Source organism: Streptomyces sp. R35 (assembly GCF_041053035.1).
Classification (GTDB): Bacteria; Actinomycetota; Actinomycetes; order Streptomycetales; family Streptomycetaceae; genus Streptomyces; species Streptomyces lutosisoli.
In genome coordinates this window covers 6,982,754-6,997,091 of sequence record NZ_CP163440.1, presented here as the reverse complement: position 1 = coordinate 6,997,091, position 14,338 = coordinate 6,982,754, and the positions used below count along the sequence as shown (strand labels likewise).

Genomic DNA, 14,338 nt, shown 5'->3' with positions numbered 1-14,338 from the left:
CGCACCACGGCAACCCGTTCTCCGGATCCGTGGGGCACTCGGCATCACAGCGGGGGCACTTCGGCACAGGACCTACTCTCAGGCGATCACGTCGTACTCTCCGGCCTTCACAGCGGCCGTCAGCCCACTGCGCGGCTGACATCGTGACGATGGTGTCCGGCCGGTCGCTGTCGCGCAACGCGACAATGCCGGGAACGTCTTCCATGACACAGGCCGGGCCTCACGGCGACGAATGATGAGCCGCGAACGGAGCACGTCCTTACGCAGCGTGGACGGGAACTCATACAAGGGCCGGAAAGGATTTCCTACGAGTCGGAACGGGCCACGGGCGAAACCGGACCGCACAACGACAGGGCCGCTATCTCCCTGCATGTAGCGGGCGGCATCCCAGTCCGCGAACGCCTGGGCGACAGCGGGGGGGAATGTGCTCCGTGAGTTCGTCCGGGGTTCCGACGAGCGCGGCTATCTCGCCTGCCACGAGGTCGGTGGAGTGGTAGTACACGGCGGGCCTCCCAGTCACAAAGAAGCCCCGAACAGACAGCCGGGGCAGCGGGTGAGCGGCAGGAAGCGCGAGCGGTGACGAAGTGACGAGGTGACCTTGAATCCGGGTTAGCCCTTATAGATAGTGTTTTTAGTTCTATGCATGGAACAGAACTAAACGTCATTCCGTCGCTTCGTCACCACGTAGAGGGGCAGCAGGCCCATCCGCGCAGTCCCAGCACGATCACGCCGGGCGTGTAGACGCCCTCACTCGGAGACTGGTGAGCAGATTGCCCATCGGGGCAATGCAAAAGGCCGGGCCCGAAGGCCCGGCCTTGCGCTTCGAACTCACTTCTTGATGGTTGTGTCCTTCTTCGACAGCCAGTCGAACTCAAGCCGTTCCAAGATCGGGGTGTGATCCCCCTGCCGTGCGGCGGGCTTGACCGTGATGCCCTTCTTTCCGAGGGCGCACTTCAGGAGCATCCGTTTGTCCGCCATGTCCGCCGCTTCCCATGCCTCACGCAGGGTGTCGATCTGGACGAGGGGCGAGAGGTCTGCCTCCGCGTCCAACGCCTCAAGGGTCGCGGCGGTGCTCTCGATAACGGCGCGCTGCCCTTCGCTCAGCTCCTCGAAGCGCTCTTCGTCCATCTTCCCGTACACGTAGAAGTCGTCTTCGAGCTTCCTCACACGCCGCTGGGCGGCCTCAAGGGCCTTCTGGGCCTCTTCCTTCTTCGCCTGCGTTTCGGGGTCCGCGAAGGCGAGCCACCGGCGGGCTATCTCGATGACCACCGGGTCACCCGGCTCAAGGGCCGTGATGTGGTGGATCCAAGCCTGTCCAACCGCGTGGTCGATGCGGTCGGCGAGGGTCACCACTCCCTCGCAGATCGACTTGCCCCGCGTCTGCCGGACCTCACACCGGTAGCGTCCGCCACGGTGGCTCATCGAGCCACCACACGGTTCAAGCTCCCCCGTGCCCTTCTTGTCCCGCATCCGCCCGCATCGGTAGCTCCCCGTCCCCAGGTACTTCGCTTCCGGCTTCCCCTTCGCCCACCGTTCATCGGTCCGTTCGGCGATGAGGGCCTTGATCTTGAACCACTCGCCCGGCGTCACAACCCCCTTGCCGCACATGACGACTTCGCCCTTCTCGTCGCGCAGGGGCTCGCCGTACCCCTCCCAACTGTCCAAGGGGTTACCGTGCTCGTCTGTCTTGCGCCGCCGGACCGGGACCATGCCCGCGAAGAGCGGGGACTGAGCCAGCTTGCTCACCGCCGTGGGCGACCAGGTGGCACCGCTCCGGGTGCGGTACCCCTCCTCATTGAGTTGGTGGGCCGTGTCCTTCGTCGTCTTCTTGTCGAGCAAGAGATCCGCCAGCCTGCGAGCTGTGCCGTACTCGTCGGGATGGGGTTCGACCTTGCCGCTTCCGGGGGCGCTGTAGAGGCCGAACGGGGGCCTGCCCGTTCCCCTGCGGCCTTCCGCCTTGTGCGAGTCATGGCCGATCTTCACGCGCTTCGCTATGTCCTTCGCTTCCTCCCTGGCGCGTTCGCTCAGGATCGCGAAGACCATGCGGCCGCCCTGTGATGAGTCCAGCCCTTCGGAAACGGAGACGAGCCGCGATTGCCGGCGGTCGAACTCGTCGAGCATCCGGCCCACCGCCCCCATGCCGCGCCGGTCGAAGCGGTCCGTCTTCCACACACCAAGCGTCTTGGACTTGCCGTCCATGATCGCTTGTGTGGCCTTCTCGAACTCCCTGCGCCGTACGTAGGTCTTGGAAGCCGAGAGTTGTTCAAACCAGACGTGCCGGATCTGAAGCCCGTTCGCTTGCGCCCAGCGCACCACGTCTCGCAGATGCCCCCGCAGCGTGGCCAGGTCTTCCTTCTTGTTGCTGCGTCGCAGGTAGGCATCCATGAGGCCGGACGGGTCCGCCGTCGCAGGCTTGTCCAATCCCAGGGTTTCCAGCTCCTCAGGGCTGAGCCCCAACCCGACGAGCGTCGCGTGATCCTCGCGCACCACAACCCCCTCTGTTCTCAGGGGAAATGGTACGGAAGTGATGGACCTTAGACAGGTACTTTCTTGAAGTGCGGCACGATCCACTCGCGGTCGACGGAGTAGCGGGCGAAGCCACCGCCGAGCTGGTCGTAGATGCCGCCGCGCGCCATCCGCTCGCAGGTGTCGGCGGCCATCTGGAGGGCACCCTCGGAGCCGGTCCGCGCGTGGTGGCACAGCAGGAACTCGATGACCATGGACGGCGGGAACTTGGGCGCCCCGCCGAATCCGCCGCGCGAGGCGTCGTACTCCCGGGTGAGCCCGAGCAGCGCTCCGGCGAGCTCCTCCTCGCCCGGTACCTGGTCGTCCCCGAAACTCATCTCCCGCTCGGCGAGATCCCGCACGATCTTCCCCGCGACCTCGGCGACCTCGTCCCGCCGGCCGGTCCAGGCGCTGTGCACGCCCTCCAGGACCTGCGGGAAGGAGGGCATGCCGTGGCGGGGCTCGGGCGGGAAGTACGTACCGAAGTAGAAGGGCTCGGCGTCCGGCGTGAGGAACACGGTCATGGGCCAGCCGCCCTGCCCGGTCGCCGCCTGCACGGCCTCCATGTAGACGGCGTCGACGTCCGGGCGTTCCTCGCGGTCGACCTTGACGTTGACGAAGTGCTCGTTCAGATACACGGCGGTCGCCTCGTCCTCGAAGGACTCGTGCGCCATGACGTGGCACCAGTGACAGCTGCTGTAGCCGACGCTGAGCAGGACCGGTTTATTGCTCTTGCGGGCCTCGTCGAAGGCCTCGGCCGACCAGGGCCACCAGTCGACGGGGTTGTCGGCGTGCTGGAGCAGATACGGGGACGTCTCATGGGCCGGTCGGTTCGCTCTTCCACTCCCCCACGGCGTCCGGGACGGCGTAGAAGCGCAGGTACACCTGGCGTGCCCCTTCGGGGGCATCTTCACGACGGTGGCCGTACCGGTCCAGGAGCGCGCGGTACTCGCGTACGAAGTCGACGAGTTCGTCCCTGGTCATCCAGTTGCCGGAGCGCTGGACCTGGGACCAGCCCTCGGGCCCCGCGTACTCCTTGTGGGCCCGGAGATAGAGCTCGGTGTCCATCTCGATCTTCAGGCGTGCCACGCCCTCGGCGGCGGCGTACTCCTCGGGGCGCATCGTGGCCGGATCGGGTGCGGTGTGGCTGAACGGGAGGGCCCGCCACCAGCGTTCACGGCCGCCCGACTTCTCCGGGATCTCCTCGATGAGGTGCTGCTCGGCGAGCTTGCGCAGGTGGTAGCTGGTCGTGCCGGAGCTCTCGCCGAGCTCCCTGGCGAGCACGGTGGAGTTCGCCTCGCCGTGCCGGCCCAGGTAGTCGAGGATGCGGCGGCGCAGGGGGTTGCCGAGGGACTTGTACAGGGCGGTGCGTTCGAGGCTGGTCAGCTCGGGGTCGGGCATGCGACCAGTATCCCCGGCACGCTTCATTCCACAGAGTGAGTTCTGCAAAATTTCCTTTGCAGAATTTCCTCTGCGGTTCTATCGTGGAGGCATGCGAACGAATCGTGCCGGAACGCATCGCGCCGGGATGCGGACCAAGTGGGCTCTCGTGCTGCTCGGCGCCACCGCCGTGGCGCTCGTGCCGTGGATGGTGCTCCTCGTGCGTACACTCCCGGCGAGCGCCGAGGTCCGGAACTGGCAGGTGGCCTGGGTGGGACTCGACGTGCTGATGGCGGCGGGCTGCGCGGCCACCGCCGCGCTGGGCCTGCGCGGCAGCCCGCACGCCCGGCTGACCGCGTCGGCGACGGCCTCGGTCGCGGTGCTCGACGCCTGGTTCGACATAACCACCGCGCAGCCGGGCGCCCCTCTCGTCCAGGCCCTGGCCTGCGCGGTGGCGGAGGCGGCGCTCGCCTGCGCGTGCGTGTTCCTCGCGCTGTCCAAGGGGCACGCGGTGCGTGAATGACCGGGGCGGCCCTGCCCGAATGATCGCCGGGCCTCTCGCCTTCACGACCCGCACGAAGGACACTCATAAGCAAGGGAGTTGCTGCCGGAGGGGGACGTGACATGCGGGACAGCCATCGGGCGGAGGCCGAGCGGCTGTTGGCCCGGGCCGTGGAGGAAGAGGTACGGCGCTCGGGGGGACGCCTCGACGGGGCTGTGCTGCTGTCGAGGGCACGGGCCGCGCTCGACGCCATGGGAGAGACGGCCGCCGAGGAGTACGGGGCCTATACGCGGGCCCTCGACGAGGCGGATGCGGAACGGCTGACGTTCGGACAGCGCTACGCCAAGGAGGGCGCCGGAACGTCCTTACTGGTCACGGCCGTTGCGGCGGTCGCGGCCGTCGCCGCGGACCTGGTGCTCGGTACGGGCGCGGGGACGGCGTTCGGCGCGGGCGCCACGGTGGCGGTGGTGGGCGCGGCGGCCACCGTGCTCAAGGTGACGGCCTCGCACCTGCCGGCCGCGAGCCGCCGCGCCGGCGCCCTGGGCCAGCCCGGCGGCGCCGAGCAGTTGCGCCTGCAGTGGCTGACGGCGCTGGAGGTGCGCGGCATCCGTCCGTTCCTCGACCAGCAGCGGGTGCTCAGCGCCTCCACGGGCGCGAAGCAGGGCGCACCCCAGCTGCGGCGCACCGACAAGAGCGCGGCGGCGCGGCGGCGCAGTGTCCTGGAGCAGTCCTTCGGCCAACTTCCCGAGCCGGAAGGCCCGTTCACGGGCCGCCGGGCCGAGATGTCGCGGGTCACGCAGTGGGTGCACGCGGCACGGGCGAGCACGGAGACGAAGCCGACAGTCGTGGTACTGCACGGCGCGCCCGGCTCCGGCCGCAGCACGCTGGCGATCCGGGCGGCGCACGATCTCAAGGACCAGTTCCGGGGCGCGTGCGTGGTGGACCTGCGCGGCGACAGCCCGGACGACCCGCCGCTGACCACCCGCGACGCACTGCTCCACCTCCTCAACCGCCTCGGCGCACCCCGCGAACAGCTCCTCTTCCGCGAGCGTTCCTCCCAGGACCAGCAGGTCAGGCGGCTGAGCGAGCTGTACCACCAGCATCTGACCGGGCTGCCGGTCACGATCGTCCTCGACGACGCGTCGGACGCCGAGCAGGTGCGGGTGCTCGTCCCCGAGCGCTCCGAGAGCCTGGTCCTGGTCACCGCCCGCAAACCGCTCGACCTGCCCGCCGACCTCCCCGCCTGGGTGCACCAGATGGCCGTCGAGGCGCTGGACGCGGGCGGCGCCGAGGAGCTGCTGAACGCGTCGGCGCAGGACGCCTCGGGCCCCTACGACGCCGAATCCTCCGACCGTGTACGGGAGTTGTGCGGCGGACTGCCCCTGGCCCTGCGCATCGCGGGTTCCTCCCTCGGCCCCCGTACCCCGCGCCAACTGGCCTCCGACCTGGCGGCTTACGGCCCGGTGGAACCGGTCGAGCGAGTCCTCTGGCTGCGCTACACGGACCAGTCGGACATGGCACGACGGCTCCTGCGCCGCCTGGCCCTCGCGGGCCGCGCCTCGCTGGGTACGGCCGCGGCGGCGTCCTTGCTGGCCACGGACGAGCCGGAGGCCACCCGCCACCTGACCGCCCTCTCCCGGGCGGGCCTCATCGACCACGTCCGCGGCAGCCGCTACCGCCTGCACGATCTCGTACGGGCCTTCGCCGGGGCCCGCCTCCTGGACGAGGAGGAGCCGTCCGAGCGTACGGCGGCACAGGAACGCCTGATCGTGAACTACGCGGAGCTGGCGGACTCGGTGATCCGCCTGGTGGACGGCAAGACGTCGACACGCGCGGATACGTCTTTTCAATCAAGCACAGTCGGGCCGCACGGCTTCACGTCTCTGGATGCCGCGCTCCGCTGGCTGGACGACGAGTCGAGCTTCATCACGGCGGCACTGCGGCAGGCGGAGGGCGTCAACCAGGCAGCCGTACTGAACCTGCTGGGCGCCCTGTGCGACTACTGCCTCCTGCGCGGCGACCTCTACCGCCTGGGCGAGATCAGCGAATTGACACAGGCCGTCGACCAGGGCCTGCTGGTCCGCTCGGTCCAGTGGCGCACGGGCATCGCGGCCCGCCAGCTGGGCGAACTGGACAAGGCCCGCACGACCCTCACCTCGGTGGTGGACCTCTACTTCGAGGCCCACCACGACGCGGGCGCCGCAAGGGCTCTCTGCTCCCTCGGCATCACCCTCCACCACCAGGGAAACCTCACCGAGGCGGCGGCCAAGCTCCAGGAGGCCATGGACCTCCAGGCCTCCCCCGACCTGGCGGCCGACCGCGCCTGGACGATGCACGCGCTCGCGGCGGTCGAGCGCGACCGGTCCCGGCTCGCCCGGGCCCTGGAACTCCTCACCCAGGCCCTGGTCCTGCACCGCGAGGGCGAGTCCGTGCACGGCGAGGCCTGGGCCCACTTCCAGCTCGGCCAGCTGGGCCTGCGCATGGGCGACGTACCGCGCGCGGAACGCGAGCTGCGCGAGGCCCTCGACCTGTACGGCCGCACCCGCGACGCCCGCGGCGAGGCCTGGGCCCTCACCCAGCTGGCCCGCGCCCGCCTCGTCGACGGCGACCCGTCCACCGCCGTCGCCGGCCTGCGCCAGGCGGCCTCCCGCCACCGCGAGAACGAGGACGCGCGCGGGGAGGCATGGACGGTCTACTACCTGGGCCAGGCCTTGGAGGAGACGGGCAACCTGGACCAGGCGGTGCGCGAACTGGAACGGTCGAGGACGATGTTCTCGCGGATGCGCGACGTGTACGGCTTGGCGTGCGCCCGCCACCACTCGGCCCGCGTCACCCGCGACCAGCGCGCGGCCCAGACCGGCTCCTTGCGCAACTCCGGCTTCGCCCGCCAGCTCCTGGTCGACGCCCGCGCCGACTTCCAGCGCATCGGCGTCGCCCACGGCGAGGCATGGACCTGCCTGGAGCTCGCGGTCGTGGACGCCGGAAACGCCCGTACCCAACAGGCCCTGACCCTCTGCGAGGAGGCGATCGCCCTCTTCACGTCGTACGGCGACCACCGGGGCGAGGACTGGGCCAAGTTCCTGAGGTGCACGCTCCTGCCGTACGCCGCCCCGGGCGGCTACGAGGTCGGCGCGGCGGTGGCCCAGGAGGAACTCGCCCAGCTCTCCCGCACCGGCCATGCGTCCCGGGACGCGAAGCTGGACGACTACATCGAGGCGTATCAGCTGTTGCTGGAGCGGGGGGTGGACCTGGACGCGGGGTGGCAGGCCTGGCGGTTGGGGATGGTGCCGGGGCGGCATGCCCGGGATGTGATGGGGGTGGCGGTCGGAGCCGGACGGGAGTGAAGGCCCGCGTTCCGGTGGTCGCGGGGGCGGCTACCTGGGAACGTGGAGCTGTTTCCGGTGCCGTACGGCCGCGACCGGTAACTGCCGTGCGCAGTGGGCGAATTGGGGGCTGCGATGGGTGACGTACTGCGGGGCCCTGGGCCTGTGCCGGAGCCTCCGGTGCCGTTCGTGGGGCGTGACGGGGAGGTTGCGCTCCTCGACGAACAGCTGTCTTTCGGCAGGCCTCCGACATCACGTTCAAAGGTGGTGGTCCTGCACGGGCCGGCCGGTGTCGGCAAGTCGGCGCTGGCGGCCGGGGTGGCCCGTGCGGTGGCCGGGTCCAGGGGACGACGGGTGCACTGGATCTCCGTGGGTGACACTCCCAGCGCCGAGACGGCGATACTCCGGCTCCTCGCCGAGCACGCGGCCCCTCGGCGGGAGATCGTGGCGGCGGCCCTCATGGAGGATGACCGGGCGTTCTCCGAGAGGCTGCGGCGGCAGTGCGCGGAGAACATCCGGGGCTCGGTCATCGTTCTCGACGACGTAGGACCGGAATACGGCCTCTCTCTGGTGCAGGCACTCGGCCCCGGCGGGAACCAAGTGATCATCACCTCCCGGCACCATGCACGCTGGGAAGACGCGAACACATACCAGCACGCCGTACGACCTCTCGACGCTCAGGACGCCCTACAGCTGGTCAAGCACGTGTCCCGCCCGGAACCCGAGGACGGCATCCGCTCCGCCGAAAACGAATTCGTCTCCGCCGCGCAGGGACTACCCGCCCTGCTGCGGATCGCCGGATTGATCCTGAGGCCGCCGTTCACTCCACCGCGCCTCCCCGTCAACACGCCGGCAGCACTATTCGCCCTCGCATGGGACCGACTCGACGTGGCCGAGAAGGACTTGCTGCAGCGGCTTGCGGTGTGGGGGCCCGGCGGACCCTTCACCCTCCGCAGCGTCGAGGCCCTGCTCTGGGAGAACGGCAGGCAGGCCGACGCGCAACGGATCCTGGACGGGCTGGCAAGGTACGGGCTGGTGCACGAGGTACGCGAGGGAGCATTCACCCTCCCGTCGCCGCTCGTCGACGCCGTGCCGCCGCTCATGTCGAGGTACGAGCTGTCCAGGTTGAAGGTTCGGGTGCCCGCCGACCTGCTGGCTGCTGCGCGCGACGCCGCCTGGGACACGGCGGGACTGCTCGACGGCCGGGACCAGCCGCCGCAGCACGACCAGCACGTGGTGTGGCTGACACCGGACGAACTCGCCGAGCACGTCGACGAGTTCATGGCCCTGCTGCCCAAGGGGCGCCCCGCCTCGCACGAGGAAGAGGGGCTCATCAACGCGCTGGCCACCCTGCTCGCCGTGCGCGGCGACGCCCACCGGCTCGTCGCTCTCCACCGGATCTCGGAGAGTGCCACGCGCCGCCCCCTGGGCTCGGCCGTCCGCCGTCTGGGCCTGTCCCGGCAAGCCTGGGTGCTGCTCCAGCACGACACCCCGGAGAACGTCGCGTACGAGGCAGCCGCCGCCTCGTACTGCACAGGCCAGCTGGCCGATGCTCTGGCGACGCTCGACCAGGCACCGCCTCCGGAGGGGGTCGACGCGGCGTGGCACGCGGTCGTCCGCGGCGCGTCACTGTGCGACCAGGGCAGGCCCGCGGAGTCGGAGAGGTTCCTGCTGGAGGCCGCCGAACTGCACCGAAGGGCAGGTTGCCCCCGTGGGCGCGGCTGGGCACTGCTGCACCTGGCACGCGCCTGTCTGCTGATAGGACAGACGCACCGGGCGGAGCACTCACTGGGCCAAGCCATACAGACGCTACGTTCCGCCGGGGACGAAGGCGGCGAGAACTGGGCGGCCACCGAGAGGATCCGGCTTCACCTGCTGCGCGGCCGCACCGACCTGGCTCTCGATACCGCGCAGCGCGCCCTCACCGCGCACGAAGAGACCGAGGACATCCGCGGTATGGGCTGGACCTGCCATTACTTGGGTCTGGTCCATGCCCGCAGAGGACAAGCGGATGACGCGCGCGTGGCACTGATGGCCGCCTCCGACCACTTCCGGGAGTGTGCGGACGACTTGGGCACGGCATGGACCCAGCACCGGCTGGCTCTGCTGGCCCCAGACGCACGGCCGTGGGACAAACTGTCCACATGCGTAAGCCTGTTCGAAGCGTCCGGTTGCCCACTCGGGCAGGCCTGGAGCGTCCTGGAGCTGGCCCTGCGCCGTCCGGGACTCGCCGCGGACAACTCCCTGCGTGCGGCCCAGCAGCTCTTCAACCAACTGAACGACCAAGCCGGCCTCGCCTGGACGGCCTCTATCCGTGCCTTGCAGAGGGAAGGGGTCGTCGATCCGACGGCTCCCCCGTGGCAGCTGCGGCGGGACACCAAGGGCCGTGACCTCATCGAGGAAGCCCTCGAAGAGTTCTGGCAGACGGCGTCCGCGAGCGACCATCACGCCGTTCCGCCGGTTCTGTTCCCCTGGCAAGACCCCGTCATCCCGCTCCGGGCCCGTGACATCGTCGGCGTCCGTGCCGAAGACACGAGGATGCCGCCGGTCCCGCTTCCCGTTCCAGCGAAGGCAGCCCTCCCCTCCACCCCCCACTGCCAAGTGCACCTCACCCTCCTCGACAACACCCCCTCCGTCGCCGCGACCGCCCGCCTCCTCCTGCGCGTGGTCCCGGACGACGACCACCCCTGGGCCGTGCCCGAGAGCGATCCCCCCTGGCTCACCGCCGTCGCCACCCCTCTCACCCCCGCCTCGGCCGACCCCCCCACTGCCCTCCTCCGTCCCTCCGAACACCAGGAACACGGCGCCGAGTTCGACTTCACCGCGCACCGCCCGGGCGTCCACGTCATCCGCTTCACCATCGCCCTCGAACGCACCGGAACGGTCCTCCAGCAGGTCGAGACGGAGCTGGAGATCCTCGACACGGACGCCCCGGGCGAGTTCGCGGCCCCGCACGCAGCGGCACGGCGGGGGCGGTAGGGGCACGATGAGCACAGAACTCCGGGTCCGGATCGTCCAGGACCCCAGTAACGGCTTCAGGACCCTGCCCGACGAGCTGACGCAGGGTCCCGACATCACCGTATGCCTCGATGTGCTGGCCGGTGACCGGATCAGAGCGCGGTTGTACGGGCCTGCTGTGCCGTCTCTGTACGGGACCGAGCACCGGGTGGACCTCTCCGTGCGGCCCGCCGAGGTGCGGGAGGGGGCGGCGCGGCTGTGCCGGCTGTGGAAGGAACTCCTCGTCGACCACCAGCCGTTGGCGACGGACGGCCGCCCCGCGCCCGGTGGTCCGGAACGCCCGTACGCCGCGCTCGTGGATCTGCGCGACCGGCCGACGGGCGAGTTGTACGACATCGTCGACGAACTCGCCCTCGTCGGCTCCGAGTTGCTGTTCGGCACGCTCCTCGGCGGCAACGATCCGCGCGTCGAGCGGTTCCGGGACTATCTGGCGGAAGCGCTGGCGGCCCGCGAGGGGCTGCGGGTCCGCTTCGACTCGGAGCTCCACGTGCCGTGGCCGATGGTGTGCCTGCGTCCCGAGGACGTGCCGGTGACGCGTCCGGTCTCGGGCCCGGACGCCCTGTTCCCGCTCTTCCTCGGCCACCGTCATCAGATCGAGCAGACCGGCGGCGCCTACCCCTGGCTCGGCGGCCGTCGCGAGGCGCCCGCCGTCCCCTCGGTCAGCCTCAATCACGACACCCGCGTCGACCGCAAGGGCCTCACACGGGCCGCAGAGGTGGCTGCGGTGCTGGCCAAGGACACCTCTTTCGTGGAGCGCACCACCCGCGCGGAGCTGGTGCGGGCGCTGGCGGACGGCGGCCTGTGCGAGCAGCTCATGTACTTCTGGTGCCACGGCCACTTCGTGTCCAACGGCTCCCAACCAGCCATCCTGGCCCTGAAGTTGACCGACCAGACGACCATCGACGCACAGACCGTACGGGAGCGGCGGCGCGGCTTCGGCGACGACAGCCCCTTCCAGCCGTTCGTCGTCCTCAACGCCTGCCACGCCGGAATACCCGAGGGCGGCGGCGACCTCGCCTTTCTCGGTCGCGCGCTGATCCATGCCGGTGCCCGAGGCGTGCTGGGCCCGCAGATCGAGATGCCGCAGGTTTTCGCGGCCGAGTACGCGCTGGAGTTCCTGAGCCGCTATCTGCGCGGCGCCGAGACCGCGGGCTCGGTCGCCCACGCCGTCGCCCGCCGCTTCGCGGACGAGCTGCGCAACCCGCTCGGTTTCGCCTACGCCCTGCACTGCGGCATGGACACCCGACTGGAGCGCGCCGCCCTGCCGACCGCCGACACCGGCCAGGAGGTCGCCGTATGAGCGCCCCCGCTCCCGCTGCCGCCGTACACACCGTCGACCTCGACTCCGACGGCTGGCCCCTGGAAGCGACTGCGCGCGGCCCCCGTCCCGTCCCGGCCGACCGGCTGCTCGACCACTTCGCCGAGGAGCTGGAGCCGCCGGACTGGGCCACGGATCTGCTGGTCTACGTACACGGCTGGCAGACCAGGCCGGACTCGGCGCTGTCGGCGGTGCAGCGGCTGCTGGCGCTGGCGACGAGCCAGCACGAGCGCCGCCGGGCGCTGTACCCGGAGCTCACGCCCTGGCGGCCCTGGACCGTGCTGGTCCGCTGGCCGTCCCGTTCGCTCCCGTCGCTCGGCGGCTACCGGCGCATCCGCGACCGGGCGCACGCCATGAGCACGGACGGCCACGCGGCCCGGGTCATCGGCCGGCTGCTCGGTTACCTGGACGCGCATCGCGCCGATCCGTCCGCGTCCGGCGTCCTCGCCAACCGCGACGGCCAGTATCTGCACCTCGTCGGGCACTCGTTCGGCTGCCGTTTCCTCTGCGAGGCGGTGCAGTGGGCGGCCGACGCACCGGGCGCCACGCTCGGCTGGAGCACGCCCGTACAGCCCGGCCGGCCCTTCACCGTCGACTCGATGCTGCTGTTGCAGATGGCGGCGCCGCGCGACGCGTTCACCGCCACCTTCACCGCCCTCGCCGAGGCCCCCCTGCGCGGCCCCGTCGTGGCGACCTACTCCCAGCACGACCGCGCCACCGGCTTCTGGCATCTGCGGGCCGAGAAGCGGGCGGGCATCGGGTACGCGGGGATCGGCACCGCGCCCGCGCCGGTGTCCGCCATCACGATGCGGGGCGTCGAGGAGCCGTATCCGCACGACGTCCTCGACCACCGCTTCGTCAGCGTCGACGCGAGCGAGGTGTACGTCCGTGGCAGCGGCCCGGCGGGCGCGCACTCCGACCATCTGCGGCCGGAGTCCGCGCACCTGCTGCTGTCGCTGGCGGACCACTCGCGCTGAGGCACGCCGACAGACGTGCGCACCAATGAACGGCTCGTACGGACGAGCCGTTCGTCGCGCGGTGGCTCAGCCCTTGGCGGGTGAGGCATTCCCGCCGGAGGCGGAGGCCGCGGCGGGACCGGAACCCGCACCGGCGCCCTTGCCGGAGGCCGCCGCGTCGTCCTCGGGGTCCTCCTCGAAGGTGACCTTGCCCATGTGCTTGCTCATGGACTTCATCAGGCCCCATACCGCCAGGGCCATCACCGCGAAGACGATGAAGCCGAGGACGCCGGGGGTGACCTTGTTCTGGTCGACCTCCTTGGCGAGGGGGACGAGCTGTGTCAGTGCCAGGCTTGCGCTCATGTCAGGCATTGTCGCGGATGCCCGCAAAGAGGTCGTCCTCGGGGAGGGAGGTATCGACGAGGGACTTCACGAGCTCGTACTCCTCGGTCGGCCAGACCTCCTTCTGGACCTCCATGGGGACCTTGAACCAGCCGCCCTCGGGGTCGATCTGCGTGGCGTGCGCGATCAGCGCCTTGTCGCGGATCTCGTAGAACTCGGCGCACGGGATGTGCGTGGTCAGCGTGCGCTCGGTGCGCTCGAACTCCGACCAGCGCTTCAGCCACTCCCCGTACGGCGACTCCAGGCCGCGGTCCAGCATGGCGTTGTGCAGCGCCTCGGTGCGCGGGCGGTTGAAGCCCTGGTTGTAGTAGAGCTTCTGCGGCTGGTACGCCGGGCCGAACTCCGACTCCGGGTACTTCTCGGCGTCCACCGCGCCCTCGAACGCCACCATCGAGATCTTGTGGGTCATGATGTGGTCGGGGTGCGGATAACCACCGTTCTCGTCATACGTGGTGATCACATGCGGGCGGAACGAGCGGATCTGCCTGACCAGCTCGCCGGCCGCCTTGTCCACGTCCTCAAGGGCGAAGCAGCCCTCGGGGAGCGGCGGCAGCGGGTCGCCCTCGGGCAGGCCGGAGTCCACGAAGCCGAGCCACTCCTGCTTGATGCCGAGGATCTCGCGGGCCTCGTCCATCTCCTTCTTGCGTACCTCGTGGATGTGCTCCTCGATGTACTTGTCGCCCTGAAGCTTCGGATTGAGGATGGAGCCGCGCTCCCCGCCCGTGCAGGTCACGACCAGCACGTCCACCCCCTCGGACACGTACTTCGCCATGGTGGCCGCGCCCTTGCTCGACTCGTCGTCGGGGTGGGCGTGCACGGCCATCAGTCGCAGCTGGTCAGTCAAGACTCAATCCTCAGTAAGTCGGCCATCGGCAAGTCGGCGCCCGGCGTCAATCGGCTTGATGGGCGGCTTCTATAGTGACGGAATCGGGGG

Annotated in this window: 9 protein-coding genes and 1 pseudogene; 5 read left to right on the top strand and 5 right to left on the bottom strand. The window is 70.1% G+C overall.

The genetic code is table 11. The features are described from left to right. Nucleotides 1-828 precede the first annotated feature (828 nt). The 3 genes and pseudogenes from AB5J50_RS31850 to AB5J50_RS31840 all read right to left on the bottom strand — a co-directional run bounded on the left by AB5J50_RS31850 (nucleotide 829) and on the right by AB5J50_RS31840 (nucleotide 3,906). A complete protein-coding gene (locus AB5J50_RS31850) occupies nucleotides 829-2,385 on the bottom strand; it encodes a recombinase family protein (protein ID WP_369265571.1) in 1,557 nt (518 codons plus the stop codon). Between the two features lie 158 nt (nucleotides 2,386-2,543). Beyond that, nucleotides 2,544-3,308 (bottom strand): annotated as a pseudogene (locus tag AB5J50_RS31845) (thioredoxin domain-containing protein); the annotation flags it as partial. Between the two features lie 13 nt (nucleotides 3,309-3,321). Next, a complete protein-coding gene (locus AB5J50_RS31840; RefSeq protein WP_369261600.1) occupies nucleotides 3,322-3,906 on the bottom strand; it encodes an ArsR/SmtB family transcription factor in 585 nt (194 codons plus the stop codon). Nucleotides 3,907-3,997: 91 nt separating this feature from the next. On the opposite strand from AB5J50_RS31840, the gene AB5J50_RS31835 reads away from it, so the two are divergent. The 5 genes from AB5J50_RS31835 (at nucleotide 3,998) to AB5J50_RS31815 (ending at nucleotide 13,023) form a co-directional block, all read left to right on the top strand. After that, a complete protein-coding gene (locus tag AB5J50_RS31835) occupies nucleotides 3,998-4,408 on the top strand; it encodes a hypothetical protein (RefSeq protein ID WP_369261598.1) in 411 nt (136 codons plus the stop codon). Between the two features lie 101 nt (nucleotides 4,409-4,509). After that, on the top strand, nucleotides 4,510-7,731 hold the full coding sequence (locus tag AB5J50_RS31830; protein ID WP_369261596.1) for a tetratricopeptide repeat protein: 3,222 nt from the start codon (nucleotides 4,510-4,512) through the stop codon (nucleotides 7,729-7,731). A gap of 114 nt (nucleotides 7,732-7,845) precedes the next feature. Beyond that, nucleotides 7,846-10,689, top strand: coding sequence for an NB-ARC domain-containing protein (locus tag AB5J50_RS31825; protein WP_369261594.1), 2,844 nt, complete (start codon nucleotides 7,846-7,848; stop codon nucleotides 10,687-10,689). 7 nt (nucleotides 10,690-10,696) lie between these two features. After that, a complete protein-coding gene (locus AB5J50_RS31820) occupies nucleotides 10,697-12,028 on the top strand; it encodes a CHAT domain-containing protein (protein ID WP_369261592.1) in 1,332 nt (443 codons plus the stop codon). Continuing rightward, the gene (locus AB5J50_RS31815; RefSeq protein ID WP_369261590.1) at nucleotides 12,025-13,023 is read left to right on the top strand and encodes a hypothetical protein; all 999 of its coding nucleotides are present in this window, start codon (nucleotides 12,025-12,027) and stop codon (nucleotides 13,021-13,023) included. The genes AB5J50_RS31820 and AB5J50_RS31815 overlap by 4 nt, the downstream gene beginning before the upstream one ends. A gap of 66 nt (nucleotides 13,024-13,089) precedes the next feature. On the opposite strand, the gene AB5J50_RS31810 is transcribed toward AB5J50_RS31815, so the two are convergent. Both AB5J50_RS31810 and mca read right to left on the bottom strand, forming a co-directional pair. Next, nucleotides 13,090-13,365 (bottom strand): hypothetical protein, encoded by a 276-nt coding sequence (locus tag AB5J50_RS31810; RefSeq protein WP_369261588.1) that lies wholly within the window; start codon nucleotides 13,363-13,365, stop codon nucleotides 13,090-13,092. A gap of 1 nt (nucleotide 13,366) precedes the next feature. Continuing rightward, nucleotides 13,367-14,227: a mycothiol conjugate amidase Mca gene (mca, locus tag AB5J50_RS31805; RefSeq protein ID WP_369265570.1), complete on the bottom strand. Its 861-nt coding sequence runs from the start codon at nucleotides 14,225-14,227 to the stop codon at nucleotides 13,367-13,369. Between the last annotated feature and the right edge of the window lie 111 nt (nucleotides 14,228-14,338).